Consider the following 26568-nt stretch of genomic DNA (forward strand, 5'->3'; position numbering starts at 1 on the left):
ACGGACCAGACGAGTGAGGGGCGGCGGCACACCGGGTGCCGCCGCCCCTCACCTCGTGTCGAACCGGCCGCCTACGAGGCCATCCACCGGTCCGGCCGGGCGTCCCGCCGTCCCGTGCGCGACCGGTCCGCCTGTGCGTACAGCAGTGCCGCCGCCTCCTCGGCGTCCCGCAGCCGGGCCCGCACCGTCTTGTCGGCGCCGGTGTCCACGTGGACGTCGGCGACGCCCTTGAACCGCTCCCACGGCCCCTGCGTCAGCCGTACGCTCTGCACCTTCGCATGCGGGACGAGGGACAGGTTCCGGCGCAGCAGGCCGTGCCGCGCGGCGAAGACCGCGCCGGTGACGGCTAGTCCGTGGCCGCGCCACCACAGCGGCAGGCACCAGCCCGCGCGACGCGGCGGCCGCGAGAGGACCGGGGGGACCGTCACCCCGGGCAGCACCCGAGCGATCAGGGACTCGGCGTGTGCGCGGGCGGCGACCGGAACCAGCACCGAGTTGGACGAGCCCGCCACATCCAGCTCCACCCGGACCCAGCCGAGCCCCCGCCACAGCAGCGGCTCCACGATCCGTACGGTCTGCACCCGCCCCGGCGGCACCGTCTCATGCGCCCGGTCGAGCAGCCCGTGGTCGATCCGGAGCCCGTCCGGCGACTCGCCGACCGTCCAGTCGTACGCGCGGACGAACCGCCCCGCGCTCCTCGTGACCGCCCCGCCCGCCAGCGGCAGCCCGGCCACGAGCACCGACCAGACGTTGTGGGTGCCGAACCACACCAGCGTCGGTACGGCGAGGGCGCCGAGCAGCGAACCCCAGGTGGTGCCCATGAGCAGCAGCGAGACGGCGAGCATGCCCGGCGGCACGTGCAGCAGCCGCCGCACCGGCGCCTCACCGACCTCGTGGGCCGTCTCGGGCGCGAAACCGGCCGCGCGCGCCAGGAGTTCGGCGCGCAGCGCGCGGGCCTCACCCTCGCCGAGATAGGCGAGTTCGTCCTTCTTGTCGGTTCCTATGGCGTCGAGTTTGAGTTTGGCGACGCCGGCGATCCGGGCCGGCAGCGGCTGGGTGATGTCGACGGCCTGGAGCCGGTCCAGGCGGATGTGCGCGGTGCGGCGGAACAACAGGCCCGTACGGATACGCAGTTCGGTGTCGGTCACCGAGAAGTAGGTGAACCGCCAGCTGAGGAAGCCGTACAGGGAGGCGGCCGCGACGACGACGGCGAGTGCCACGAGAAGTGTGGTCGCGGTCAGCCTCGTCAGCTGCTGCTGGGCCTGGCCGGGGTCGTGCACGGCCCAGCCGGCGATCACGGCGACCGGAGCCCAGGCGCGTCGCAGGGGCGTGACCGGGTGCAGCCGCCGCTCGGCGGCCTCGCGGCCCCCGGGTATGGCGGTCGGGGCTTCGGGTGCGCTCACAGCCCCGCCGATCGGGCCTCGCCCAGCTCGGTCAGCCGGTCCCGCAGCCGCTCCGCCTCGGCCGGGTCGAGGCCCGGAAGGGTGGCGTCCGTCGCCGCGGCGGCGGTGTGCAGCTGGACGCTCGCCAGCCCGAAGTGGCGTGCCAGGGGACCGGAGGTGACCTCGACCAGCTGCATCCGCCCGTACGGCACCACGGTCTGCTCGCGCCACAGCACGCCCCGGCTGATCAGCAGGTCGTCGGCGCGCTCGGTGTACCGCCAGGAGCGCCAGTTGCGGCCGAGCAGGACCCAGCCCCAGCCCAGCGCGGCCAGCGGCAGCAGCGCGAACAGGGCCCACACCGGCCCGGCGAGCAGACCGAGGAGCAGCCCCCCGACAAGGGACGACAGCCCCAGCCACACCACCAGCAACAAGCGCCGCATCCGCAGCAGCCCGGGCGGCAGGGCCCTCCAGACCGGCTCGCCGTCCTCGCCCGCAATCCCCGTTTCCATGCCGCAAGCGTACGTACGAGAGACTGTGTCCATGACTCCTACGACGGAGACCATGGTCGGGATCGGCGGTGCCGCGGAGAGCACCGACATGGTGCTCAACATCGGACCACAGCACCCGTCCACGCACGGGGTGCTGCGGCTCAGGCTCGTGCTGGACGGCGAGCGGATCCTGCGCGCCGAGCCGGTCATCGGGTATATGCACCGCGGCGCGGAGAAGCTGTTCGAGGCGCGCGACTACCGCCAGATCATCATGCTGGCCAACCGCCACGACTGGCTCTCCGCCTTCTCGAACGAGCTGGGCGTGGTCCTGGCCGTCGAGCGGATGCTCGGCATGGAGGTGCCCGAGCGCGCGGTGTGGATGCGCACGCTCCTCGCGGAGCTGAACCGGGTCCTCAACCATCTGATGTTCCTCGGCTCCTACCCGCTGGAGCTGGGCGGGATCACACCGGTGTTCTACGCCTTCCAGGAGCGCGAGGAACTCCAGAACGTCATGGAGGAGATCTCCGGCGGGCGCATGCACTACATGTTCAACCGGGTCGGGGGGCTCAAGGAGGATCTCCCGGCCGGCTGGACGGCACGCGCGCGTACCGCCGTGCGGGACGTGCGCTCGCGGATGGACCGGTTCGACGACCTCGTGCTCGGCAACGAGATCTTCCGGGGGCGCACCCGGGGCGTGGGCGCCCTCGCGCCCGAGGCGGTGCACGCGTACGGCGTGAGCGGCCCGATCGCGCGCGCCTCCGGTGTCGACTTCGACCTGCGCCGCGACGAGCCGTACCTGGCCTACGGGGCACTCCAGGACACGCTGAAGGTGGTCACCCGGCAGGAGGGCGACTGTCTCGCCCGCTTCGAGTGCCTCCTGGAGCAGACGCACAACGCCCTCGACCTGGCCGACGCCTGTCTGGACCGGCTGGCCGAGCTGCCGCCCGGGCCGGTCAACCAGCGCCTGCCGAAGGTGCTCAAGGCGCCCGAGGGCCACACCTACGCCTGGACCGAGAACCCGCTCGGCATCAACGGCTACTACCTGGTGAGCAAGGGCGACAAGACCCCGTACCGGCTGAAGCTGCGCTCGGCCTCGTACAACAACATCCAGGCGCTGACCGAGCTGCTGCCGGGGACACTGGTGGCGGACATGGTGGCGATCCTGGGATCACTGTTCTTCGTGGTCGGGGACATCGACAAGTAGCCCCCCGAGCGAGGCCCCCGCGATTCCCACGGGCTGAAGCAGCCAGCCGAAGTCGCCGAGGCCGCCCGGCGCGGTCAGCTCGGCGGCGGCTCCGGCGTGCGCGAGGGCGCGCACGTAGGCCGTGGGATCCGTGGACGCCAGCGTCAGCGGGGGGCGTGCGCCGGTGAGCCCGAGCGTGCGCAGGGCGGCGCGCTGGGTCAGCAGGCGCGCGCCTGGCAGGGCGCACGCGTCCAGCGCCACATGCGCGGTGATGTCGCAGGAGCCGTCCGGCACCGGGGCGACCTCCCGGCCCGCACGGAACCCGGTGAGCGTCCCGAAGGGCGGCCGGGCCTTCGCGCGGTGGGCGTAGTCGACGGCGACGGCGAGTCCGCGGTCGACGGTGGCGACGGCCGCGGCCCAGGCGGCATCCCTGGTCAGGCCGATCTCGGCGCGGCAGCCCTCGGCCGGCAGCGGCCACCAGCGCTCCAGCCACTCCGCCTGGGCGCCGGTGACCGGCTCCCCGAGGCGCTCACCGCCGTCCGGACCTACGAGGACGAGCCGGGGTACGCCGTCGGAGCCGGCCTCCGCGACCTCGACCGGGACGTTGTCCAGCCACTCGTTCGCGAACAGCAGTCCCGTGATGCCCCGCGGGGGCTCGTCGAGCCACTCCACCCGGGGGTCGAGGCCCTCGGGACGGCCCGCGATCTCGACGGCGTACGCGCGCGTGCGGGCGGCGACGTCCGGGGGCAGCGCGTCGAGGACCCCGGCGGCCAGCTCGCCCCGGCCGGCCGCCATGTCCACGAAGGCCAGCTCGGCGGGGCCTGCAAGGGCCTCGTCCACGGCGCACAGCAGCCGCGCCACGGCCACGGCGAAGAGGGGGGAGGCGTGGACAGACGTGCGGAAGTGGCCCGCGGGCCCCTCGGGCCGCCGGTAGAACCCGTGCGCCCCGTACAGCGCCTCCTCGGCCGCCGCCCGCCATCCCCGCCACTCGTCGTCCGCCTGCTGTGCCACGGGGCCAGGCTAGGCCGGGTGCGGGTGCGGGTGCGGGTGCGGGGCCGGGGCCGGGGCCGGGGAGGGGAGAGGAGGGCTCGGAGGTGCGGTGAGGCGTGTGCGCCCGGTGTGCGCCGCTCACGGTTTACGCGGGTGCGCCCCCGGGGGCAGCCCTAGGCATCCGGGATCATGGAACATCCACCTTGCGGAGTACACGTGTCCGCCTCGGATCGAACCTCCGGTTGACCCCCGCACACGCAGCACTTCCCTACGCTGGGTTACGTGCAGCGCCTCTATGACCTTCTCCGCAGGTACCCCACGTGGGTCGACAGCTTCTGGGCCGTCGTCCTGTTCGGGCTCGCCTGCGTGAGCGTGACGAATCTCGCCGAGGCGCCGAACTACCACGGAACGATCCCCGCGGGCCTCGCGATCTCCGCCGTCCTGTGCCTCGTCGTCGCGCTGCGCCGCCGTATGCCCGAGAAGATGCTGGTGCTGGCCCTCGCGATGGGGCTGGCCCAGCTGATCCTGGACCAGCAGTCGATGATCGCCGACTTCGCCATGCTGGTGATCATCTACACGGTCGCCGCGGACGGTGCCCGCTGGGCGTCCCGTACCGGCCTCATCGGCGGTCTGTGCGCCGGTCCCCTGGCTCTGATCCGCTGGCCGAACCCCCACTCGAGCGCGCTGGGCAACATCGCGGTCGCGGTCTTCCAGACCGTGCCCTTCGCCCTCGCCTGGGTTCTCGGGGACTCCCTGCGCACCCGCCGCGCCTACCTCGCCCAGCTGGAGGAGCGCGCCGCCCGGCTGGAGAAGGAGCGCGAGGCGCAGGCGAAGGTGGCGGTCGCGGCCGAACGCGCCCGCATCGCCCGTGAGCTGCACGACGTGGTGGCTCACAACGTCTCGGTGATGGTCGTGCAGGCTGACGGCGCGGCCTACGTCCTCGATGCCGCGCCCGACCAGGCCAAGAAGGCCTTGGAGACGATCTCCGGAACCGGCCGCCAGGCCCTCGCCGAGATGCGCCGTCTGCTCGGCGTGCTGCGCACCGGCGAGCACAAGGAGGGCGGCGAGTACGTGCCACAGCCCGACGTCGAACAGATCGACGAACTGGTCGCACAGTGCCGCAACGCGGGCCTGCCCGTCGACTTCAGGGTGGAGGGCACCCCGCGCCCGCTGCCCAGCGGCGTCGAGCTGACGGCGTACCGCATCGTCCAGGAGGCGCTCACCAACACCCGCAAGCACGGGGGTCCCAACGCGGGCGCCAGCGTGCGCCTGGTGTACTTCGACGACGGCCTCGGACTGCTCGTGGAGGACGACGGCAAGGGCGCCCCGCACGAGCTGTACGAGGAGGGCGGTTTCGACGGCCAGGGCCACGGACTGATCGGCATGCGGGAGCGCGTCGGCATGGTGGGCGGCACCCTGGACGCCGGCCCCCGCCCCGGAGGAGGCTTCCGGATCAGTGCCCTGCTGCCGCTGAAACCGGCCAACTGACACGTGCACCCCCGACCGCCCGCCTCGACACCGCCCCAGCCCACCGACCCAAGGCCGACCGGAGGACCCCCGCCATGCCGATCCGCGTGATGCTCGTCGACGACCAGATGCTGCTGCGCACCGGGTTCCGGATGGTGCTCGCCGCCCAGCCGGACATGGAGGTCGTCGCGGAGGCGGGCGACGGCGTCGAGGCCCTCCAGGCGCTGCGCTCCACCGAGGTCGACGTGGTCCTCATGGACGTCCGTATGCCGAAGCTGGACGGCGTGGAGACCACCCGCCGCATCTGCTCGGAGCCGGGCGCCCCGAAGGTGCTGATCCTGACCACGTTCGACCTCGACGAGTACGCGTTCTCCGGGCTGAAGGCGGGTGCCTCCGGGTTCATGCTGAAGGACGTGCCGCCCGGCGAACTGCTCGCCGCCATCCGCTCCGTGCACAGCGGCGACGCCGTGGTCGCTCCCTCCACCACCCGTCGCCTCCTCGACCGGTTCGCGCCGATGCTGCCGGGTGGCACCGCCGAGCCCCGGCACAAGGAGCTGGAGCGGCTCACCGAGCGCGAGCGCGAGGTGATGGTGCTGGTCGCGCAGGGTCTGTCCAACGGCGAGATCGCGGCCCGGCTCGTGCTGTCCGAGGCGACCGTGAAGACCCACGTCGGCCGTATCCTGACCAAATTGGGTCTCCGGGACCGGGTCCAGGTGGTCGTCCTCGCCTATGAGACCGGTCTCGTGCGGGCGGGCGGCCACGGCTGAGCCTCCCCCCGTCGCAGGCGGCCTCCCCGCGCCGCAGGCGGCCACCCCCCGCCGCAGGGCTGACCCGGCCCGCTAGGGTCTGGCGCATGCTCCTGTGGATCAACGGCCCCTTCGGGGGCGGCAAGACACAGACCGCACACGAGATCCAACGGCGTCTGCCGGGCAGCGTCATCTGCGATCCGGAACACGCCGGCTTCGGACTGCGCCGCATGCTGCCGCCCGCACTGCGCGGCGACTTCCAGGACCTGGTGTCCTGGCGGCAGGGCGTGGTCGAGGTCCTCGACCTGGCGCTGAGCAAGCACGACGGCACGGTCATCGCCCCCATGACCGTCACCGACCCGCGCTACTTCGCGGAGACCGTCGGCCGGCTCCGGGAACTCGGCCACGACGTACGGCACTTCACGCTTCTCGCAGAACGCGAGACCGTCCTGGAGCGGCTGCGGGAGCGCGGCTTCGGACACGTGCTGCGGTACGTCGCCGGGAGGGACGCCCCGCTGCGCAGGGAGAGCTGGGCCGTCCGGCAGCTCGACCACTGCCTGGAGCGGCTGCGCGAGCCGGAGTTCGCCGAGCACCTGTGGACGGACCGCTCGACGGTGCCCAAGACGGCCGACCGGATCGCCGTGCTCGCCGGACTGACGCTCAGGCCCAACCACGAGGGCGCCGTGCGGACCCGGCTGCGCCAGGCGAAGACCGGGCTGAAGCACATCCGCCTCGACTGATCGGGCGGCCCGGCCCGGGCACTACCGGAGTATCCCCTCGAGGAAGTCGCTGCCCAGCCGGGCCACCGCGGTCACGTCCAGCTGGTGCATGACGTACCGGCCGCGGCGGCGGGTCGTGAGCAGGCCCGCCTTCTTCAGGGTGCCCAGGTGCCGGGATATCTCGGGCGCCGTCATGCCGTGGACGTGGGCCAGCTCGCCCGTGGTGAACGCGCTGCGGGCGAGGCTGCGGCACAGGCGCATGCGCACCGGATGGGAGAGGGCGGCCATCCGCAGGGTCAGCTGCTCCAGCGACGGCGGCGGCGCCAGCTCCGGGGAGCTGACGGGATAGTGCAGCACGGGCTGCCAGCCGTACCGGTGCAGCACCATCAGGTGTGGCCACCCCAGGCTGGTGGGGACGAGCAGCAGACGGCCGTCCGCGGTGGCCGTATGGCCATCGCCGAGCTTGTCCACGGTGATCCGGGCCGCGGTCTCGTCGAGCGTCACCGCGGACGACACCGATGCCAGCGCCTCGGCCAGGCCCTTGCGCCGCAACAGGTCCGTCTTGTGGCGGGCGTCCGCCGCGAGCTGGTGGCGCAGCCGGGACCAGGTGTCCGCGAAGAACGCCGCGTAGCAGTCCTCCAGGAACTGCCGCAGCCAGGCCCGGGTGCGCGGCGGGTCGGCCAGCAGCCGCTCGCCGAACAGCAGTTGCTGCGGGCCTCGCGCGGCGGCCAGCTCCAGGGCGCGCCGACGGGATTCGGCGTCGGCGAGCGCGCCGGCTCCCGGCAGGCTGTACGGCAGCGCGCAGGTGAACTCCAGCGCGGCGTCCACGAACTGCTCGTCGCTGAGCTTGTCCAGCAGGTCCAGCTCCTCGGCGAGGGTGGCGCCGGGGAGCGTGCTCCTGCCCGGTATGCCCGCGTACGGCTGGAAGAGGTCCGAGAACGTCGTACGCCACAGGAAGTCGGCCTCGCACATCTGATCGGCGAGGTGCGAGTCCAGGCCGCAGGTCACGGTGGTCGCCCAGCCCTGGAGCCCGGGGTGGTGGCCGGGCTCGGACAGCGCGTGCAGGGCCATCCCGAGCTCGGCCAGCGGGGAGGTCACGACGGCGATCTTCTCCCGCCGTAGCCCGGTGATGTCGATGCGCACGCTCATGACCTCATGGTGCACCGCGCCACCGACACCGCGGGCGTCGGTTGACGGCGGTCGTCAATCGACGCGACGGCGGCCGCGTCCCGGGCGCAGCCTGGGACGACCGGGGCAGCCGCGGAGCCTTCGGATCCCTGTCTCCTACATTCCGAAGAGGCGACATCCCATGAGCATCACCCAGCAGTACCTGCTCGACACCTACCGCGCCCGGCGGCTGGGCGAGCCCACCCCGCCCGCCCCCGGCACCCACGACTGGCAGCTCGTGCGCGAACTGGGCGGTTACCGGGAGTTCCGTGCCGTCGTGGCGGGCCGCCCGGCGCGGGGGCGGCTGCGGACGGCCCTGTCCCGCCGGCTTCCCGCGCGCCGCCCTCGCCCTGGCTGCTGACGACCCGCCCGTCCCGCCCGTGACCGCCCGCCCGGCTGAGGACAGCTCCGCCCGCCCGCCGCAGGGCCGCCCTCCCGCCTCCCGCCCGGCGGCGCCCTACCGCCCGCGCGGCCGGGAAGGCCCCTCCAGGTCCCCGGTCTCCGGCAGGCGGGCCACGAACTCCGTCACCGCCGCCTTCACATCGTCCGCCGTCCACGCCAGCCCGTCGGCCCGTACGGAGACCTCGGTGAAGGCCAGGTCCGGGCCGCCGCGCCGCCAGGGGTTGGCGAACAGCAGGGTGCCCGTCTCCTCGCCCTGCCGGAACGCGGTCTCCGTGAGCACGTCGGCGTCGTACGGCAGCCAGAGCTGGAAGTCGTGGGTGTGCGGCTCGGCGGGGTGCACGCGTGTCCAGGGCAGCCCGGCCGCCGCGAACCCCTCGCGCAGCGCCGCGGCGACCACGCGCGCGTGGCGCACATATTCCGGCAGCCGGGGCAGGTGCCGCTCCAGGCCGGCGACGGCCGCGAGCGCCGTCGGGAACTGCTGGAAGACCATGCCGCCGTAGCGATGGCGCCAGGCCTTGGCCTCCTCCACGAGCGTCCCGGGGCCGGCGAGGGCCGCGCCGCCGTACCCGTCCAGCGACTTGTAGAACGACACATAGACGCTGTCCGCGAGGTCCGCGATCTCCCTCAGCGGGCGGCCGAAGTGGACCGTGGTCTCCCACAGGCGCGCGCCGTCGAAGTGCACCACCGCGTCGCGTTCGTGCGCTGCCTCCACGACCTCGGCCAGCTCCTCGAAGGAAGGCAGTACGAAACCGGCGTCCCTGAGGGGCAGTTCGAGCATCAGCGCCCCGAAGGGCTCTTCGAACGCCCGCACCTCGTCGGCCGTCGGCAGCCGGGGCTCGTTCGTGATGTGCACCGGGCGCAACCCGCTGACCTCGCTGAAGGCCTTCCGTTCGTGTGTCTCCGGGTGGGCGAGGGGGTGCAGGGCGACCGTGGGGCTGCCGGTGCGGCCCGCCCAGCAGCGCAGGGCCACCTGCTGGGCCATCGTGCCGGTGGGGAAGAAGGCGGCGGCCTCGGTGCCCAGCAGCCCGGCGACCTTCTCCTCCAGCGCCTCCACGACGCCCGTTCCGTAGATGTCCGAGGGCTCGTCGAGGTCGTACAGATCCTCGACGCCGTCCAGCAGCGCCAACCGCTCCCGCAGCGTGCCCAGGAAGCCCGGACGCGCCAGGACGCGCTCGGCGCCCCGCAGTACGGCGATCCGGCGCGCTCGCCGCAGCTCGTCCGGCGCCGGCGTCGGCCGCCGCTCCAGGTCGTCCGCCGCCCGGCCGTCCCCGTCCGCCCTCTCCGCCTCTGCCCCTTCCATCCCGTCCGCCCCTTCCGTCGTCCGCTCCATGTCCCGCTCCGCCGTGCTCACGCCATGGATGATGCCGCGCGCCCGCGCCGCCCGGCACCCGCATTTCCCTGCCCCCACGGCGTGCGAAAACCCACAGCCTGTGGACGCCTGGCCGCCCGGCGAACCGATCGCGTTAACATGACGAGAAATCGTCCGGTACCCAGAGCGGACTGGAACGGGAAGGCCACCGCCGAGTGAGTACATTCCAACAGCCAGACCCCAAGGACCGCCCCGCGCGGCTGACCGTGGGCGTCGTCGGAGCGGGCCGCGTCGGGCCGGCGCTCGCCGCGTCCCTTGGACTTGCCGGGCACCGCCCGGTCGCGGTGTCGGGGGTGTCCGACGCCTCCCGACGGCGGGCGGCGCTGATGCTTCCGGACGTGCCCCTCGTCCCGCCCGCCGAGGTCCTGGACCGTGCCGACCTGGTCCTGCTGACCGTCCCCGACGACACCCTGCCGGGCCTCGTGGAGGGCCTCGCCGAGACCGGCGCGGTACGGCCCGGACAGCTGCTCGTGCACACCTCCGGGCGGTACGGCGCACGGGTGCTCGACCCCGCCCTGCGCGCGGGAGCGCTGCCGATCGCCCTGCACCCGGCGATGACCTTCACCGGCACCCCCGTGGACGTCCAGCGCCTGGCCGGCTGTTCCTTCGGCGTCACCGCGCCCGAGGAGCTGCGGCTGGCCGCCGAGGCGCTCGTGATCGAGATGGGCGGCGAGCCCGAGTGGATCGCCGAGGAGATGCGCCCGCTTTACCACGCGGCCCTCGCTCTCGGCGCGAACCACCTGGTCACCCTGGTCGCCGAGTCCATGGAGCTGCTGCGCGCGGCGGGCGTCGAGGCCCCCGACTGCATGCTCGGCCCGCTGCTCGGCGCCGCCCTGGACAACGCCCTGCGCTCCGGCGACGCGGCCCTGACCGGCCCCGTCGCGCGCGGCGACGCGGGCACCGTCGCGGCGCACATCGCCGAGCTGCGCAAGCACGCCCCGGAGACCGTCGCCGGCTATCTGGCCATGGCCCGCGCGACCGCCGACCGGGCCCTCGCGCACGGACTGCTGAAGCCGGAGCTGGCCGAGGACCTCCTCGGGGTACTCGCCGACGGGACCGAAGGGGACGCCCGATGACCACCGCCCTGCTGCGCACCGCCGACGAACTGCGCGCGCGCGTGAAGCCCGGCCGCCGTGCCGTCGTGATGACCATGGGCGCCCTGCACGAGGGCCACGCGACCCTGGTGCGCGCCGCCCGCCAGATCGCCGGACCGGACGGCGAGGTCGTCGTCACCGTCTTCGTCAACCCGCTCCAGTTCGGCAAGGGCGAGGACCTCGACCGCTATCCGCGCACCCTGGACGCCGACCTCAAGGTCGCGGAACAGGCCGGGGCGGACGCGGTGTTCGCCCCCTCCGTGGACGAGGTCTACCCGGGCGGCGAGCCCCAGGTGCGGATCACCGCCGGCCCGATGGGCGAGCGCCTCGAAGGCGCCTCCCGCCCCGGCCACTTCGACGGCATGCTCACGGTCGTCGCCAAGCTGCTGCACCTCACACGCCCCGACGTGGCCCTGTTCGGGCAGAAGGACGCCCAGCAGCTGGCCCTGATCCGCCGCATGGTGCGCGACCTGAACTTCGGCGTGGATATCGTCGGCGTGTCCACCGTGCGCGAGTCCGACGGGCTCGCCCTCTCCAGCCGCAACCGCTATCTCTCGCCCGCCGAGCGGCACACCGCGCTGGCTCTCTCCCGGGCCCTGTTCGCGGGACGCGACCGGCACGCCGCCCAGGAGGCGCTGCGCGCCCGTGCCCGTGAGGTGCCCTCCACGCACGCGCGTGCGGAGGCCCTCAGCGCGATAGGCGAGTCGCGCGCCGCCGCCGACGCGCACGCCGTGGCGCAGGCCGCGCCCGGCGGTCCCGCCGCCGTCCGCGCCACCGCGCGGCTCGTGCTCGACGAGGCCGCCCAGCTGGACCCGCCGCTGGTGCTGGACTACCTGGCGCTGGTCGATCCCTCGGACTTCACCGAGGTCCCCGACGACTTCACCGGCGAGGCCGTCCTCGTCGTCGCCGCCCGGGTCGGGACGACCCGGCTCATCGACAACATCCCCCTCTCCTTCGGAGCCCCCGAGCCCGTCGACCCCCACGGAGCCGCATCGTGACCAGCACAGGCATACGACTGCACGCGCCCGCACCGGGCTGGTCCATCTCCGCGGACGTCGTCGTCGTCGGCTCCGGCGTCGCCGGCCTCACCGCGGCCCTGCGATGCGAGGCCGCGGGCCTGCGGACGGTCGTCGTCACCAAGGCGCGGCTGGACGACGGCTCCACCCGCTGGGCGCAGGGCGGCATCGCGGCGGCCCTCGGCGAGGGCGACACCCCGGCGCAGCACCTTCAGGACACGCTGGTGGCGGGTGCGGGCCTGTGCGACGAGAAGGCGGTCCGCATCCTGGTCACCGAGGGCCCCGACGCGGTACGCAGACTCATCTCCACCGGAGCGCACTTCGACACCGACGACGAGGGCGGCATCGAGTTGACCCGGGAGGGCGGCCACCACCGCCGCCGGATCGCGCACGCCGGCGGCGACGCGACCGGCGCCGAGGTCTCCCGGGCGCTGGTCGAGGCCGTACGCGCGCGTGGGCTGCGCACCATCGAGAACGCGCTGGTCCTGGATCTGCTCACCGACGCCGAGGGCCGTACCGCGGGCGTCAGCCTGCACGTCATGGGCGAGGGCCAGCACGACGGCGTGGGGGCCGTGCACGCGCCCGCGGTGGTCCTCGCCACCGGCGGCATGGGCCAGGTCTTCTCCGCGACCACCAACCCGTCGGTGTCCACGGGCGACGGCGTGGCGCTCGCACTGCGCGCCGGCGCCGAGGTCAGCGATCTGGAGTTCGTGCAGTTCCACCCGACGGTGCTGTTCCTCGGCCCCGACGCGGAGGGCCAGCAGCCCCTCGTCTCCGAGGCGGTGCGCGGCGAGGGCGCCCACCTGGTGGACCGGGACGGGGTGCGCTTCATGGCCGGTCAGCACGAGCTGGCCGAACTGGCGCCCCGGGACATCGTGGCCAAGGGCATCATGCGCCGGATGCAGGAGCAGGACGCCGAGCACATGTTCCTGGACGCCCGCCACTTCGGCGCCGACATGTGGGAGCACCGCTTCCCGACGATCCTGGCCGCCTGCCGCACCCACGGCATCGACCCGGTCACCGAACCCATCCCGGTCGCCCCCGCGGCCCACTACGCCTCCGGCGGTGTGCGCACCGACCTCCACGGCCGGACGACCGTGCGGGGCCTGTACGCGTGCGGCGAGGTCGCGTGCACGGGCGTGCACGGCGCCAACCGGCTCGCCTCGAACTCCCTGCTGGAGGGCCTGGTCTACGCCGAGCGCATCGCCGCCGACATCGCCCGGGGGCGCACAGAGGGTGGCCTGCACGCGCGCGTGCCGGAACCCGTCCCGTATCCCGAGCGGCCCGCGCATCCGCTGCTCGCCCCGGAGGACCGGTTCGCGATCCAGCGGATCATGACGGACGGGGCCGGAGTGCTCAGGTCCGCCGCGTCCCTCCAGGAGGCCGCGGACCGGCTCCAGCGGCTGCACAGCGAGGCGCGCGACATCCTCGACGAGAACGGCAAGACCGCCGAGCCCGGTGTGGACACCTGGGAGACCACCAACCTCCTGTGCGTGGCACGGGTCCTGGTCGCCGCGGCCCTGGCGCGCGAGGAGACCCGCGGCTGCCACTGGCGCCAGGACCACCCAGGCCGTGACGACACCTCCTGGCGCCGCCACATCGTCGTACGGCTGAATCCGGACCGGACGCTGGCCGTAGACACCACCGACACCGCAGACTTCCCCCCGACCCTCCCCGAGTCCCCCGGCGCCGCCCGCGCCGGGGAGACCTCATCGCAGCACCGTCCTCAGGAGCAGTGACAGAAGTGAGCACCCCCGACCTCCCCCTCGCCTCGACCGGTGGCTGCGGCGACGGCTGTGCCTGCGGCGCGGACGCCGAAGAGGAATACCTAGAGTGCGGGCTCGACCCGGCACTCGCCCAGCTCCTGGCCGACGCCGGGCTCGACCCGGTGGAGGTCGAGGACATCGCCAATGTCGCCATCCAGGAGGACCTGGACCACGGCGTGGACGTGACCACGGTCGCGACGATCCCCGAAGAGGCGGCGGCGACGGGCGACTTCATCGCGCGCGAGGCCGGCGTGGTGGCGGGCCTCCGGGTGGCCGAGGCGGTCATCTCGGTGGTCTGCACGGACGAGTTCGAGGTCGAACGCCATGTGGACGACGGCGACCGGGTGGAGGCCGGCCAGAAGCTTCTGACCGTCACCACGCGCACCCGTGACCTGCTCACCGCCGAACGCAGCGCGCTGAACATCCTGTGCCGTCTGTCGGGCATCGCAACCGCCACGCGCGCGTGGGCGGACGCCCTGGAGGGCACCAAGGCGCGCGTACGGGACACCCGCAAGACGACGCCGGGCCTGCGCGCCCTGGAGAAGTTCGCGGTCCGCTGCGGCGGCGGCGTGAACCACCGGATGTCGCTGTCGGACGCGGCGCTGGTGAAGGACAACCACGTTGTGGCGGCCGGCGGTGTCGCCCGGGCGTTCGAGGCGGTCCGTGAGATGTTCCCGGACGTCCCGATCGAGGTCGAGGTCGACACCCTGCACCAGTTGCGCGAGGTGGTGGACGCGGGGGCCGACCTGATCCTCCTGGACAACTTCACGCCGGGCGAGTGCGAGGAGGCGGTCGCGATCGTCGGCGGCCGTGCCCTGCTGGAGGCGTCGGGCCGCCTGACCCTTCAGAACGCGAAGGCGTACGCGGACACGGGTGTCGACTTCCTGGCGGTCGGAGCGCTGACGCACTCCTCCCCGATCCTGGACATCGGCCTGGACCTGCGAGCGGCGGAGTAGGTAGGGCCATGCTGCTGACCATCGACGTAGGCAACACGCACACCGTCCTCGGACTGTTCGACGGCGAGGACATCGTCGAGCACTGGCGGATCTCCACGGACGCGCGCCGCACGGCGGACGAGCTCGCGGTGCTCCTCCAGGGCCTGATGGGCATGCATCCGCTCCTCGGCGAGGAACTGGGCGACGGCATCGACGGCATCGCGATCTGCGCGACGGTGCCGTCGGTGCTGCACGAGCTGCGCGAGGTGACGCGGCGCTACTACGGCGACGTGCCCGCGGTGCTCGTGGAGCCGGGGGTGAAGACGGGCGTGCCGATCCTCACCGACCACCCCAAGGAGGTCGGCGCGGACCGCATCATCAACGCGGTCGCCGCGGTCCATCTCTACGGGGGGCCGGCGATCGTCGTGGACTTCGGTACGGCGACGACGTTCGACGCGGTGAGTGCCCGCGGGGAGTACGTGGGCGGCGTCATCGCGCCGGGCATCGAGATCTCGGTGGAGGCGCTGGGCGTCAAGGGCGCCCAGCTGCGGAAGATCGAGGTGGCGCGGCCCCGGAGCGTGATCGGCAAGAACACGGTGGAGGCGATGCAGGCGGGCATCGTCTACGGGTTCGCGGGCCAGGTCGACGGGGTCGTGAGCCGTATGGCCCGCGAGCTGGCGGCCGACCCGGACGACGTGACGGTCATCGCGACGGGCGGCCTCGCCCCGATGGTGCTCGGCGAGTCCGCGGTGATCGACGAGCACGAGCCGTGGCTGACCCTGATCGGCCTGCGGTTGGTATACGAACGGAACGTGTCACGGATGTGAGGCCCGGGGCCGTACGTCGCCCCCACCTGAGGGAACCCGGGAGCGACACGGCCCCCTGAGCGGCCCGTTTTGTCCGATTAGCGGTAGCGTCACCGCATGCCCACGCCATACGGATCCCGCGGCGGCCTGGCCTTCGGCGCGGAGGAGCTGCGCGTGCTCCGCCGGGCCCTCGCCCTCGCCCTTCATCCCCGCACCGCTTCCGCCGAGGACGTCAAGGACTGCCTCCACCTCGCCGAGTCCGTCGACGAGGCGGTGCGGGAGGGCGCCCGCCTGCGGGCCTTCCTGCTGGCCGACCTCGCCCGCTACCGCGCCGCCCTTCCCGGCGCCGCACGTGGCTACCTCGCCCTCCTGGAGGACGCCCTGCGGGTCGGCTACCGACCGGACCCGGACGACCTCGCCGCCTTGCGCGCCCTGTGCGGCACCCCCGCTGCCGCCGCCCTGCTCGACCGCTGCCGCGCCCTGGCGGAACGCGGCCTGCGCGCCCGCCTCACCCCCCGGGCCGTCACGGTGCCCGCCTCCCGAACCCGGCTCACGGCACTCCCGGGCGGTCGCGGCGGCGCGGAGGAGCCGGCCGAGAAGCCCACGCGTAAACCCGGTGACAAGCCGGGCGGGCAGCCGGAGAAGCCCGGGCCGCGCCCCGAGCCCCAGTCGCCGCGCCCGCAGCGCCCCATCCCCACCCCTGGCGAGGTCTTCCCGCCCAAGCGCAAGCCCGGGCCGCCGCACGCCCAGCGGCGCCTCGCCGTGGGTTAGAAGGTTTCGTTCGGATCAGCGGGATGGGCTGGGCCCGGGTCCGCCATGCCCGGCGCGGCACCTCGCCACGCCGTCGGGCCACCCGGGGTGCGCCCCCTACCGCCGCGAAGCGACCGCACCGCTGCGAACCTGATCCGAGCGAAACCACGAAACCCGCGAGGCGGTACCCCACGGCCGTACCCATCGGGGCCTGGCTACTCTGGACGCATGGACTACCTCTCCGCGCTCGTGCCCCCGGTCGTCATGGCCGCGTTCTTCATCGGGGTCATCAGGGTGATCGTGAAGACCCAGGGTGGCGCCAACAAGGCCAAGGAGGACGCGGCCGTCGACGCGGCGCTCGCGCACGCGGAGAGCGCCCGCCCGGCATCCCGGGACGCCGAGGGCTGACCGGGCCGGCTCCCGCCCGCACCGGACCCGGTGCGCACGCACATGGCGCGCGACTCGCTTGATTTTCGAGTCGTGCGCCCTTTTTGTTGCGGTTCGCCAGATATGCGCCTGTTCGGCAGGCCATTGGTGGCATCTCCCACTATTGTGCTGAGCGTGCCCCGCCCATTGGGAGAACTCGAAGACGCGGTCATGACGCGGGTGTGGAAGTGGAACCGCCCGGTGACCGTTCGAGAAGTCCTGGAAGATCTTCAACAGGAACGGTCCATCGCGTACACCACGGTGATGACCGTTTTGGACAATCTCCATCAGAAGGGCTGGGTCCGCCGCGAGGCGGAAGGCCGGGCCTATCGATATGAGGCCGTCTCCACCCGCGCCGCCTACGCGGCCGCACTGATGAACGACGCCTGGTCGCAGAGCGACAACCCCGCCGCCGCACTCGTCGCCTTCTTCGGCATGATGAGCGACGAACAGCGGCAGGCGCTCGGGGACGCCATGCGCATCGTGCAGGGCCCGGCAAGTACACCGGAGCCCGAAGGCACCGAAACGGCACCCACCGCGGAAGCCGGAGACACCGAATCGACGCCCGCCGCGGAACCCGGTGGCGAAACGGCCTCCGCCGCGGAAGCCGAATCCACCGAATCCGCACCACCCTCCGATCGCCCCGCCGGGAGCGCCGGCGACAAGCCCGGCGGAACCCCGGGGGAGAACCCCGGGGAGATGAGGGAGGAGAAGAACCCCGCCTCGGACGGGGGCGGCACCGGACGATAGCGTCCGCTCATGCCCGCAGACAGTCCCGCCGCAAAAGCCGTCACCGTCCGGCGTGCCCGGACCACCGATGTCCCGGCGGTGCGCCGCCTCCTCGACGCCTACGTCCGGCGCGGCATCCTGCTCGACAAAGCGACGGTCACGCTTTACGAGGACATCCAGGAGTTCTGGGTGGCGGAACGGGACGACAACGGCGAGGTCGTCGGCTGCGGTGCCCTGCACGTCATGTGGGAAGACCTCGCGGAAGTACGCACTCTCGCGGTGAAGCCCGAGGCCAGGGGCCTCGGCGTCGGGCACCGGTTGCTGGGGAAGTTGCTCCAGACCGCCCGCTGGCTCGGCGTTCGCCGCGTATTCTGCCTGACCTTCGAAGTGGACTTCTTCGAGAAGCACGGCTTCGTCGAGATCGGCGAGACGCCTGTCGACACCGATGTCTACGCGGAGCTGTTGCGTTCCTATGACGAGGGTGTGGCGGAGTTCCTCGGTCTCGAACGAGTGAAACCGAACACCTTGGGCAACAGCCGGATGCTTCTGCATCTGTGATCGTCAAGGGATCGCCCGGACTATTCGGCCCCCGCCTCGGCCTGACAGCGTTGCCCGGGTTCCCTATGTCCGAAACGCGCATGTTTCCGATCCGCCCGTCGCGGGTTGCCCTCTCCCGGGGGTTTGTGTTTTTCCGGCAAAAGCGGTTTGCTTTCCGACGTACTGCAGTACTGCATATAACAGGGGACGCGAAACAAGCGGCGCAGGCCGCACACCCTCGGCCCTGAAGTTATCGATGAAAGGAAATCCGGTGGCACAGAAGGTTCAGGTCCTTCTTGTCGACGACCTCGACGGTGGCGAGGCGGACGAGACCGTCACGTTCGCACTGGACGGCAAGACGTACGAGATCGATCTCACGACCACCAACGCGGACAAGCTCCGTGGCCTTCTCGAGCCCTATGTGAAGGGTGGCCGTCGTACCGGAGGCCGCGCGGCGGGCGGGCGCGGCAAGACCCGCGCAGCCGCTTCCGGCGGCAGCCAGGACACCGCGCAGATTCGCGCCTGGGCGAAGGAGAACGGTTACGAGGTCAACGACCGTGGCCGTGTCCCGGCGTCCATCCGCGAGGCTTACGAGAAGGCCAACGGCTGAGCGCACGCGCGCCGAAGCCGGACACGATGGCACTGCGTGGCCATCGTGTCGACCAGCCGCACCAGATCGGGGGCGCCCCCACCGCCCCCCACGGCCGACAGTGTCGGCAGCAGCGTTTCGATCTCGCACCCCGGCTCCGGGGGCCGCAGCCAGACGGCGGCCCCCTGGGAACCGATCCGGTGCGGGTCGAGCGGCCGGCAGGTGCCGGCCGGGTCCGGGGAGCCGGACGCCGGGGCCCCGCACGGTGGCGGCGGCGCCTCGATGTGCCCGCCCGCCCCGATGGCGGTGAGGTCCAGGGCCAGGGCGCCCCACTCCAGCCAGTCGAGCAGCCCCGGCAGTTCTTCCGCGCTGCCCGCGGCCACCAGCAGTCGCATCCGCTGACCGTGCACCGCCACGGGAGACGCGGGGCCCAGATGCCGTAGCGCGGCGAACCCGGCTTCGGCGGGGGCCTCCAGGACGTCGAAGCGCAGGCCCGTGACCAGCCTCAGCGGCTCCCCGGGAGCGGTGGCCCAGCCCAGCCCCTCCTCGTACCAGCGGCGCACCGGGCCCTGTGGAGTGCCCGGGTCGCGCGGTCGGCGGGGGAGGGGCACCGTGGAAACCAGGGGCACTGTGTGGACCATGCCCGGAGCAACAGCCCGAAGAGGCCCGGAGTTACGCTGGGTGGCGCGGCAACTGCGCACGGTGTCGGAAACGAGGGCGTTCGGGGGTGTCCGGCAGCGCAAGGATGTTCGCCCATAGCGGAGGGAACCGGTGCGCACGGCATGGAGTGTCCGTGCGTACGGGTAAGACATCCCTAGTGGGAGGGGGCGACACGCAGGAGAGGCCGTCTCACGTTCGCCAACGGCGTACTGGCGAGTGGGGTATCTGCCTGGCCTGCGGGAACATCGTCTCGCACCATCGGGTTGGAGCAGATGTCGGCGTTCGGGGTCAGGAGGCCAAGGACGGTGTCGGCAGTTGGAATGAGCGGTCCCCGCTTGCGGGACTAAGCTGCGGAAGGACAGGGAGGGGAGCGTCCCCTTACTGCCTGACCGCTCTGAGGAGCGATTAACGATGTTCGAGAGGTTCACCGACCGCGCGCGGCGGGTTGTCGTCCTGGCTCAGGAAGAAGCCCGGATGCTCAACCACAACTACATCGGCACCGAGCACATCCTCCTGGGCCTGATCCACGAGGGTGAGGGTGTCGCCGCTAAGGCCCTGGAGAGCCTCGGGATTTCGCTCGAGGCGGTCCGCCAGCAGGTGGAGGAGATCATCGGCCAGGGCCAGCAGGCCCCGTCCGGCCACATCCCCTTCACCCCCCGTGCCAAGAAGGTCCTGGAGCTGTCGCTGCGCGAGGCTCTTCAGCTGGGCCACAACTACATCGGCACGGAGCACATCCTGCTCGGCCTGATCCGTGAGGGCGAGGGCGTCGCCGCCCAGGTCCTGGTCAAGCTGGGCGCAGACCTCAACCGTGTCCGCCAGCAGGTCATCCAGCTGCTGTCGGGATACCAGGGCAAGGAGACCGCCACCGCCGGCGGCCCGGCCGAGGGCACGCCCTCGACCTCCCTCGTCCTGGACCAGTTCGGCCGGAACCTCACCCAGGCCGCTCGTGAGTCCAAGCTCGACCCGGTCATCGGGCGCGAGAAGGAGATCGAGCGGGTCATGCAGGTGCTGTCCCGCCGGACCAAGAACAACCCGGTCCTCATCGGCGAGCCCGGCGTCGGCAAGACGGCGGTCGTCGAGGGCCTGGCGCAGGCCATCGTCAAGGGCGAGGTGCCCGAGACCCTCAAGGACAAGCACCTCTACACCCTCGACCTGGGCGCGCTGGTCGCCGGTTCCCGCTACCGCGGTGACTTCGAGGAGCGCCTGAAGAAGGTGCTCAAGGAGATCCGCACCCGCGGCGACATCATCCTGTTCATCGACGAGCTGCACACGCTGGTCGGTGCGGGTGCCGCCGAGGGCGCCATCGACGCGGCTTCCATCCTGAAGCCGATGCTGGCCCGTGGTGAGCTGCAGACCATCGGTGCGACCACGCTCGACGAGTACCGCAAGCACCTGGAGAAGGACGCGGCCCTGGAGCGTCGCTTCCAGCCCATCCAGGTCGCGGAGCCGTCCCTGCCGCACACGATCGAGATCCTGAAGGGTCTGCGCGACCGTTACGAGGCGCACCACCGCGTCTCCATCACGGACGAGGCCCTGGTCCAGGCCGCCACCCTGGCCGACCGCTACATCTCGGACCGCTTCCTGCCGGACAAGGCGATCGACCTGATCGACGAGGCGGGTTCCCGGATGCGCATCCGCCGGATGACCGCTCCGCCGGACCTGCGCGAGTTCGACGAGAAGATCGCGGCCGTCCGCCGGGACAAGGAGTCCGCGATCGACTCCCAGGACTTCGAGAAGGCGGCTTCTCTCCGTGACAAGGAGAAGCAGCTGCTCGCCGCGAAGGCCAAGCGGGAGAAGGAGTGGAAGGCCGGCGACATGGACGTCGTCGCCGAGGTCGACGGCGAGCTGATCGCCGAGGTCCTGGCCACCGCCACGGGCATCCCGGTCTTCAAGCTCACCGAGGAGGAGTCCAGCCGGCTGCTCCGCATGGAGGACGAGCTCCACAAGCGGGTCATCGGCCAGGTGGACGCCGTCAAGGCGCTCTCGAAGGCGATCCGGCGTACGCGTGCGGGCCTGAAGGACCCGAAGCGTCCGGGTGGTTCGTTCATCTTCGCGGGCCCGTCCGGTGTCGGCAAGACGGAGCTGTCCAAGGCGCTCGCCGAGTTCCTGTTCGGTGACGAGGACGCGCTGATCTCCCTCGACATGTCGGAGTTCAGCGAGAAGCACACGGTCTCGCGTCTCTTCGGTTCGCCCCCCGGATACGTGGGCTACGAGGAGGGCGGCCAGCTGACGGAGAAGGTGCGCCGCAAGCCGTTCTCGGTCGTCCTCTTCGACGAGGTCGAGAAGGCCCACCCGGACATCTTCAACTCGCTGTTGCAGATCCTGGAGGACGGTCGTCTGACCGACTCCCAGGGCCGAGTCGTGGACTTCAAGAACACGGTCATCATCATGACGACCAACCTCGGCACCCGGGACATCTCCAAGGGCTTCAACCTGGGCTTCGCCGCCCAGGGCGACACGAAGAGCAACTACGAGCGCATGAAGAACAAGGTGTCGGACGAGCTGAAGCAGCACTTCCGGCCCGAGTTCCTCAACCGCGTCGACGACGTGGTCGTCTTCCCGCAGCTGACCCAGGACGACATCCTCCGGATCGTCGACCTGATGATCAGCAAGGTGGACGAGCGGCTCAAGGACCGGGACATGGGCATCGAGCTCGCCCAGTCCGCCAAGGAGCTGCTGGCGAAGAAGGGCTACGACCCCGTGCTGGGCGCCCGGCCGCTGCGCCGCACGATCCAGCGCGAGATCGAGGACACGCTGTCCGAGAAGATCCTCTTCGGGGAGCTGCGTCCGGGCCACATCGTGGTCGTCGACACGGAGGGCGAGGGCGACACCAAGACCTTCACCTTCCGCGGTGAGGAGAAGTCGGCACTGCCGGACGTTCCGCCGATCGAGCAGGCGGCCGGTGGCGGACCGAACCTGAGCAAGGAGGCGTAACCCCTCGGGTTTGCGCACAGGGGCTGCCCCGGGACCCAGGTCCCGGGGCAGCCCCTTTTCCCGTGTCGAGGCCCGCTCTTTCAGGGACCGGGAAAACAGCTTTTCCAGCCCGGCACGGGCCACCGGGGGTGACATGGTGCACAAGCCGGACAGGCCGTACTAAGCCGTCTAGCAAGAGAACGTTATCCACAAAAAGGACATTTATGTTTCTGTCGCGGAAGGGGCGCGGTGCTCGAAAGGCCTTCCATGCGGCGCTTTTACCCGACTTCCCAATGGGCGCTCCTTCTGTCAAGAGGCCGGAATTCCCGTTCGGTCTGTACGAAGGCTCGTCGTAGCGCACGGGTTTTGGGGATGGCTGGGCCTGCTTGTACCAAGGATCGGTCAAGTCCCCGACCCCATGAGGTCCCCATGTCCCAGCGCGCCTCCTCTCCGTCCCGTAGGTCACGGCTCCGCGCCCGGGCCGCCGTCCTGGCCGCCGGCGCGGGAATCTCCGCCGTACTGGGGGCCGGAGCGGCGACCGCCGCCGGCCACGCCGCGCCGGGCGCCGTCACCTGGGTCGGCCCGGTCAAGCAGTACGGGCTCACCGCGGGCTTCCGTCAGGCCGGCGGGATGTGGCGGGCCGGCCACACCGGTCAGGACTTCGCGGTGCCGAGCGGCACCCCGGTCGGCGTGGTGCACACCGGCGTCGTGGTCAAGGCCGGCGGCAACGGCGCCGGCGACGGGCCCGCGTACGGCAACGCCGTCGTCGTCAAGCACCCCGGCGGGACGTACTCCCAGTACGCCCATCTCTCGCGGATCGATGTGCGGGTCGGTCAGGCGGTGGCGACCGGGCAGCGCATCGGGCTCGTCGGCAGCACCGGCAACGCAAGCGGGCCACACCTGCACTTCGAGATCCGCACGAGCCCGCACTTCGGATCCGCGGTGAACCCCCTCAGCTTCCTGCGTGCCAGGGGTGTGGCCGTCTGAGGGGTCGCCCCGGCTCTCCCTAGGATGCCTCGGGCTCCGCGTGGGCCTGGGTCACCAGGTCGACGGCGACCTCCAGGACCGCCTTGCGCTTCTCCTCCGGGTCCCCCTCGACCTCCTGGAGGACGAACATCCCCGCATGCATCGTGAACAGCGCACTGATGCAGCGGACCTGATCGGTCAGTGAGGCGTCCGGGTCCCGGATGATGTCGCGCATCTGAAGCATCCGGTCCTTGAACTGGTTGCCGATGCTCAGCTCGCGGATCGTCGCCTGGTTCTCCTGCATGAAGCGGAACAGCGGGGCCGCGCCCCCCAGGGCCTCGCTGTAGCGGCGCAGCACCTCCCGCTTGGTCTCGAGGGTGTGCGGCTGGGCCTTGCCCCACTCGATCAGCTCGTCCATCGGGCGGGACAGGTCCTCGAAGATGCTGACCAGGATCTCTTCCTTGGTCTTGAAGTGGTAGTAGAGGGCCGCCTTGGTGACCTCCAGACGCTCGGCGATCTCACGCAGCGAGGTCTTCTCGTAGCCCTGCTCGGCGAAGAGTTCGAGCGCCACGTCCTGGATGCGCTGGCGGGTGTCCCCCCGCCGCTGCCGCTTGGTGCCGTCCATGGTGGTACCGCCCATCCTCATGCTCCTCGGACTTCCCTTGCCTGCTTACCGCCAGACCGGCAGGCCCACCAAACTTACTTGACGCCCGGCTAGTTCCGGGGCTACCTTCCCTCAGTGTAGTCAACTAGCCGGTCGGCAAGTAAGTAGCCGGACGGCCGCAGTACCTAGGGGAGTGGGGAGCATGGCGGACACCACGGCACCGCCCGAGACGGAAAAGCAGCCACGGAGCGTGCGGGTGGTCCTGCTCGCACTGATGATCACGATGATGCTCGCGATGCTCGACAACATGATCGTGGGCACAGCGATGCCGACGATCGTGGGCGAGCTCGGCGGGCTCGAACACCTGTCCTGGGTGGTGACCGCGTACACGCTCGCCACCGCCGCCTCCACCCCGCTGTGGGGCAAGATCGGCGACATGTACGGGCGCAAGGGCGCCTTCATGAGCTCGATCGTGATCTTCCTGATCGGCTCGGCGCTCAGCGGCATGGCGCAGGACATGGGCCAGCTCATCGGCTTCCGCGCCGTGCAGGGCCTCGGTGCCGGTGGCCTCATGGTCGGCGTCATGGCGATCATCGGCGATCTGATACCGCCGCGGGAGCGCGGCAAGTACCAGGGCATGATGGCCGGCGTCATGGCGCTCGCGATGATCGGCGGCCCGCTGGTCGGCGGCACGATCACCGACCACTGGGGCTGGCGCTGGGCCTTCTACATCAACCTGCCGCTCGGCATAGTCGCGTTGCTCGCCATCAGCGCCGTGCTGCACCTGCCCAAGAAGCGCGCCAAGACCCGTATCGACTACCCCGGCGCGGCCCTGCTCACCGTCGGCATCACCTCCATCGTCCTGGTCACCACCTGGGGCGGAACCCAGTACGCCTGGACCTCCGCGCGGATCATGGAGCTGATCGGAATCGGCGTCGCCGCGCTCGTCGGGTTCGTGTTCTGGCAGACCAAGGCCGCCGAGCCGGTCGTGCCGCTGCACATCTTCCGCAGCCGCAACTTCACCCTGATGTCGGTGATCGGGTTCATCACCGGGTTCGTGATGTTCGGCGCGACGCTGTTCCTGCCGCTGTACCAGCAGGCGGTGCAGGGCGCGTCCGCGACCAACTCCGGGCTGCTGCTCCTGCCGATGCTCGGCGCGATGCTCGTCGTGTCGATGATCGCGGGCCGGGTCACCACCAACAGCGGCAGGTACAAGGTCTTCCCGGTGGCAGGCAGCGTGCTGATGGTCGTCGGCCTGTTCCTGCTCGCGCAGATGGACACCGGCACCAGCCGGTTCACCTCGGGTGTCTACATGGCCGTCGTGGGCGCCGGAATGGGCTGCCTGATGCAGATCACCATGCTGGTCGCGCAGAACAGCGTCGAGATGAAGGACATGGGCGTCGCGTCCTCCTCCACCACCCTGTTCCGCACGCTCGGGTCCTCCTTCGGCGTCGCGATCATGGGCGCGCTGTTCAACAACCGGGTGCAGGACGTGATGGCCCAGCGGGCGGGCGCCCTCGGTTCGAAGATCACCGAGCGGTCAGCCCAGCTGGACGCCAAGAGCCTGGAGAAGCTGCCGGCGGCGGCCCGGGAGGCGTACCAGTACGCGGTGTCCGCGGGCACGCACTCGGCCTTCCTCCTGGGCGCGGTGGTGGCCGTGGCGTCGCTGGTGGCCGCGGTCTTCGTGAAGGAGGTCCCGCTGCGCGGCGCAGGACCCGACAAGCAGGCCGGGGACGCGGCTGGGGACGCCGCGCAGGTGCAGCCGACGGTTGCAGAGGCCGTCTGACGCACCTCCCCCGGCCCGAAGGCCCCCCGGAGCTGCCCGCCCCGGGGGGCCTTCGCCGTCCCGCTCCGCGGTGCGCTGTCAGTGCCCCGTGGCAGCATCGAATCATGGACAAGATGCGGCAGCTCAGGCTCGCCAAGGACGCGATGGACCGAGACTGGGCCGACCCGGGGCTGGATCTCGACGCCATGGCCGCGCATGCCGGGTACTCGCGGTATCACTTCATCCGTGCCTTCAAGGCCGCTTACGGCGAGACCCCCGGGCAGTATCTGACGCACCGGCGGATCGAGCGGGCCGAGGAGATGCTGCGCACCGCGAACCTGACCGTGACCGAGATCTGCCACCTCGTGGGCTTCAGCAGCGTCGGCACCTTCTCCGCCCGGTTCAAGACCTGGACCGGTCTCACCCCCAGTGAGTACCGGACCAAGCACGTGGGCCGCGGCGCCGCGCTCATACCCGGGTGCTACGCGATGCTCTGGGCCGGTGGGTTCCGTCCGCGCGCGGGCGATCGGAGCGCGGGCGATCAGAAGCGCAATTCCGGAGAAGCGGGCTGACGTCCGCGCTGCCTACGGTGGCAACGCAACAGCACCTTGCACCACAGGAGAAAACCATGATCAAGGGACTGGCCATCACCACCGTCTGGGTCCTCGACCAGGACCGGGCCAAGGAGTTCTACACAGAGAAGCTCGGCCTCGAGGTCCGTACGGACATGACCATGGGAGACGGTGGTATGCGCTGGCTGACCGTCGGCGCCCCTGACCAGCCCGATGTGGAGCTGACGCTCATGGTGCCGGGCCCGCCCGCGATGGACCCGGAGTCCGCCGAGATGGTCAAGAAGCTCGTCGCCAAGGGGGCCCTCGGTGCCGGAGTGCTGGTCACCGACGACATCCACGAGGACTACAAGAAGCTCAAGGACCGCGGCGTGGAGTTCCTCCAGGAGCCGCAGGAGCGTCCGTACGGCATCGAGGCGCTCTTCCGCGACGACTCCGGCAACTGGTTCTCCTTCACCCAGCGGCGCGAGGGCGACCTGGACCTCGACAAGGATTGGGCCTAGCAGCCCTCCGGAGGGCGGGCCCGTGGA

At 71.5% G+C, this 26568-nt stretch carries 27 protein-coding genes; 20 read left to right on the top strand and 7 right to left on the bottom strand.

Annotated features, from left to right (window positions below; all coding sequences use genetic code 11):
- Positions 1–71: 71 nt before the first annotated feature.
- Both ABZ823_RS22725 and ABZ823_RS22730 read right to left on the bottom strand, forming a co-directional pair.
- Positions 72–1403, bottom strand: a complete 1332-nt coding sequence (locus ABZ823_RS22725) for a PH domain-containing protein (protein ID WP_361663231.1) — start codon at positions 1401–1403, stop codon at positions 72–74.
- Positions 1400–1924, bottom strand: a complete 525-nt coding sequence (locus ABZ823_RS22730; protein ID WP_361663236.1) for a PH domain-containing protein — start codon at positions 1922–1924, stop codon at positions 1400–1402. The genes ABZ823_RS22725 and ABZ823_RS22730 overlap by 4 nt, the downstream gene beginning before the upstream one ends.
- On the opposite strand from ABZ823_RS22730, the gene ABZ823_RS22735 reads away from it, so the two are divergent.
- A complete protein-coding gene (locus tag ABZ823_RS22735; RefSeq protein ID WP_361663239.1) occupies positions 1923–3074 on the top strand; it encodes an NADH-quinone oxidoreductase subunit D in 1152 nt (383 codons plus the stop codon). The two genes, ABZ823_RS22730 and ABZ823_RS22735, sit on opposite strands and share 2 nt — an antisense overlap.
- Here the strand turns inward: ABZ823_RS22735 and ABZ823_RS22740 are convergent.
- Positions 3039–4064, bottom strand: a complete 1026-nt coding sequence (locus ABZ823_RS22740; protein WP_361663242.1) for an SAM-dependent methyltransferase — start codon at positions 4062–4064, stop codon at positions 3039–3041. The genes ABZ823_RS22735 and ABZ823_RS22740 overlap by 36 nt on opposite strands.
- Before the next feature lie 261 nt (positions 4065–4325).
- Here ABZ823_RS22740 and ABZ823_RS22745 point away from each other — a divergent pair, with 261 nt between their 5' ends.
- From ABZ823_RS22745 to ABZ823_RS22755, 3 genes are all read left to right on the top strand, one after another.
- A complete protein-coding gene (locus tag ABZ823_RS22745; protein ID WP_361663245.1) occupies positions 4326–5531 on the top strand; it encodes a sensor histidine kinase in 1206 nt (401 codons plus the stop codon).
- A gap of 74 nt (positions 5532–5605) precedes the next feature.
- A complete protein-coding gene (locus ABZ823_RS22750; protein ID WP_361663248.1) occupies positions 5606–6277 on the top strand; it encodes a response regulator transcription factor in 672 nt (223 codons plus the stop codon).
- Between the two features lie 86 nt (positions 6278–6363).
- Complete coding sequence (locus tag ABZ823_RS22755; RefSeq protein ID WP_361663251.1) at positions 6364–6996, top strand: AAA family ATPase; 633 nt, start codon at positions 6364–6366, stop codon at positions 6994–6996.
- Positions 6997–7017: 21 nt separating this feature from the next.
- Here ABZ823_RS22755 and ABZ823_RS22760 read toward each other — a convergent pair whose 3' ends face one another.
- On the bottom strand, positions 7018–8124 hold the full coding sequence (locus tag ABZ823_RS22760; protein ID WP_361663254.1) for a DUF5937 family protein: 1107 nt from the start codon (positions 8122–8124) through the stop codon (positions 7018–7020).
- Positions 8125–8284: 160 nt separating this feature from the next.
- On the opposite strand from ABZ823_RS22760, the gene ABZ823_RS22765 reads away from it, so the two are divergent.
- Complete coding sequence (locus tag ABZ823_RS22765) at positions 8285–8503, top strand: hypothetical protein (protein ID WP_361663257.1); 219 nt, start codon at positions 8285–8287, stop codon at positions 8501–8503.
- Between the two features lie 96 nt (positions 8504–8599).
- Here ABZ823_RS22765 and ABZ823_RS22770 read toward each other — a convergent pair whose 3' ends face one another.
- The gene (locus ABZ823_RS22770) at positions 8600–9895 is read right to left on the bottom strand and encodes a beta-eliminating lyase-related protein (protein WP_361663260.1); all 1296 of its coding nucleotides are present in this window, start codon (positions 9893–9895) and stop codon (positions 8600–8602) included.
- 173 nt (positions 9896–10068) lie between these two features.
- On the opposite strand from ABZ823_RS22770, the gene ABZ823_RS22775 reads away from it, so the two are divergent.
- From ABZ823_RS22775 to ABZ823_RS22820, 10 genes are all read left to right on the top strand, one after another.
- On the top strand, positions 10069–10989 hold the full coding sequence (locus ABZ823_RS22775; protein WP_361663263.1) for a DUF2520 domain-containing protein: 921 nt from the start codon (positions 10069–10071) through the stop codon (positions 10987–10989).
- Positions 10986–12005, top strand: coding sequence for a pantoate--beta-alanine ligase (gene panC / locus ABZ823_RS22780; RefSeq protein ID WP_361663266.1), 1020 nt, complete (start codon positions 10986–10988; stop codon positions 12003–12005). The genes ABZ823_RS22775 and panC overlap by 4 nt, the downstream gene beginning before the upstream one ends.
- On the top strand, positions 12002–13762 hold the full coding sequence (locus ABZ823_RS22785; RefSeq protein ID WP_361663269.1) for an L-aspartate oxidase: 1761 nt from the start codon (positions 12002–12004) through the stop codon (positions 13760–13762). Before panC ends, ABZ823_RS22785 begins: the two co-directional genes overlap by 4 nt.
- Before the next feature lie 5 nt (positions 13763–13767).
- Positions 13768–14745, top strand: a complete 978-nt coding sequence (gene nadC, locus ABZ823_RS22790) for a carboxylating nicotinate-nucleotide diphosphorylase (protein ID WP_361663273.1) — start codon at positions 13768–13770, stop codon at positions 14743–14745.
- Positions 14746–14753: 8 nt separating this feature from the next.
- Entirely contained in the window at positions 14754–15551 is a 798-nt protein-coding gene (locus ABZ823_RS22795) for a type III pantothenate kinase (protein ID WP_361663276.1), read from the top strand.
- 96 nt (positions 15552–15647) lie between these two features.
- Positions 15648–16301 carry a hypothetical protein gene (locus ABZ823_RS22800; protein WP_361663279.1) on the top strand — a complete coding sequence of 218 codons (654 nt, stop codon included), beginning with the start codon at positions 15648–15650 and terminating at the stop codon, positions 16299–16301.
- Positions 16302–16508: 207 nt separating this feature from the next.
- Positions 16509–16688, top strand: a complete 180-nt coding sequence (locus tag ABZ823_RS22805) for a hypothetical protein (RefSeq protein ID WP_361663282.1) — start codon at positions 16509–16511, stop codon at positions 16686–16688.
- Positions 16689–16853: 165 nt separating this feature from the next.
- Complete coding sequence (locus ABZ823_RS22810; RefSeq protein WP_361663388.1) at positions 16854–17456, top strand: BlaI/MecI/CopY family transcriptional regulator; 603 nt, start codon at positions 16854–16856, stop codon at positions 17454–17456.
- Positions 17457–17465: 9 nt separating this feature from the next.
- Positions 17466–17993, top strand: a complete 528-nt coding sequence (locus ABZ823_RS22815) for an amino-acid N-acetyltransferase (protein WP_361663285.1) — start codon at positions 17466–17468, stop codon at positions 17991–17993.
- 250 nt (positions 17994–18243) lie between these two features.
- Positions 18244–18582 (top strand): Lsr2 family protein, encoded by a 339-nt coding sequence (locus ABZ823_RS22820; protein WP_361663288.1) that lies wholly within the window; start codon positions 18244–18246, stop codon positions 18580–18582.
- Here the strand turns inward: ABZ823_RS22820 and ABZ823_RS22825 are convergent.
- A complete protein-coding gene (locus ABZ823_RS22825; protein ID WP_361663291.1) occupies positions 18561–19202 on the bottom strand; it encodes an SCO3374 family protein in 642 nt (213 codons plus the stop codon). The two genes, ABZ823_RS22820 and ABZ823_RS22825, sit on opposite strands and share 22 nt — an antisense overlap.
- 430 nt (positions 19203–19632) lie before the next feature.
- On the opposite strand from ABZ823_RS22825, the gene ABZ823_RS22830 reads away from it, so the two are divergent.
- Both ABZ823_RS22830 and ABZ823_RS22835 read left to right on the top strand, forming a co-directional pair.
- Positions 19633–22155: an ATP-dependent Clp protease ATP-binding subunit gene (locus tag ABZ823_RS22830; protein WP_361663294.1), complete on the top strand. Its 2523-nt coding sequence runs from the start codon at positions 19633–19635 to the stop codon at positions 22153–22155.
- Positions 22156–22563: 408 nt separating this feature from the next.
- Complete coding sequence (locus ABZ823_RS22835; RefSeq protein WP_361663297.1) at positions 22564–23121, top strand: M23 family metallopeptidase; 558 nt, start codon at positions 22564–22566, stop codon at positions 23119–23121.
- 19 nt (positions 23122–23140) lie between these two features.
- Here ABZ823_RS22835 and ABZ823_RS22840 read toward each other — a convergent pair whose 3' ends face one another.
- Positions 23141–23740, bottom strand: coding sequence for a helix-turn-helix domain-containing protein (locus ABZ823_RS22840; protein WP_361663300.1), 600 nt, complete (start codon positions 23738–23740; stop codon positions 23141–23143).
- 166 nt (positions 23741–23906) lie between these two features.
- Here ABZ823_RS22840 and ABZ823_RS22845 point away from each other — a divergent pair, with 166 nt between their 5' ends.
- The 3 genes from ABZ823_RS22845 (at position 23907) to ABZ823_RS22855 (ending at position 26541) form a co-directional block, all read left to right on the top strand.
- Positions 23907–25490 (top strand): MDR family MFS transporter, encoded by a 1584-nt coding sequence (locus tag ABZ823_RS22845; protein WP_361663303.1) that lies wholly within the window; start codon positions 23907–23909, stop codon positions 25488–25490.
- 113 nt (positions 25491–25603) lie between these two features.
- Positions 25604–26041 (top strand): helix-turn-helix transcriptional regulator, encoded by a 438-nt coding sequence (locus ABZ823_RS22850; protein WP_361663391.1) that lies wholly within the window; start codon positions 25604–25606, stop codon positions 26039–26041.
- 56 nt (positions 26042–26097) lie between these two features.
- Positions 26098–26541: a VOC family protein gene (locus ABZ823_RS22855; RefSeq protein ID WP_361663306.1), complete on the top strand. Its 444-nt coding sequence runs from the start codon at positions 26098–26100 to the stop codon at positions 26539–26541.
- Positions 26542–26568: the final 27 nt, after the last annotated feature.

Origin of the sequence: Streptomyces sp. NPDC047079, from assembly GCF_040643755.1 — a bacterium.
Taxonomy (GTDB): Bacteria; Actinomycetota; Actinomycetes; order Streptomycetales; family Streptomycetaceae; genus Streptomyces.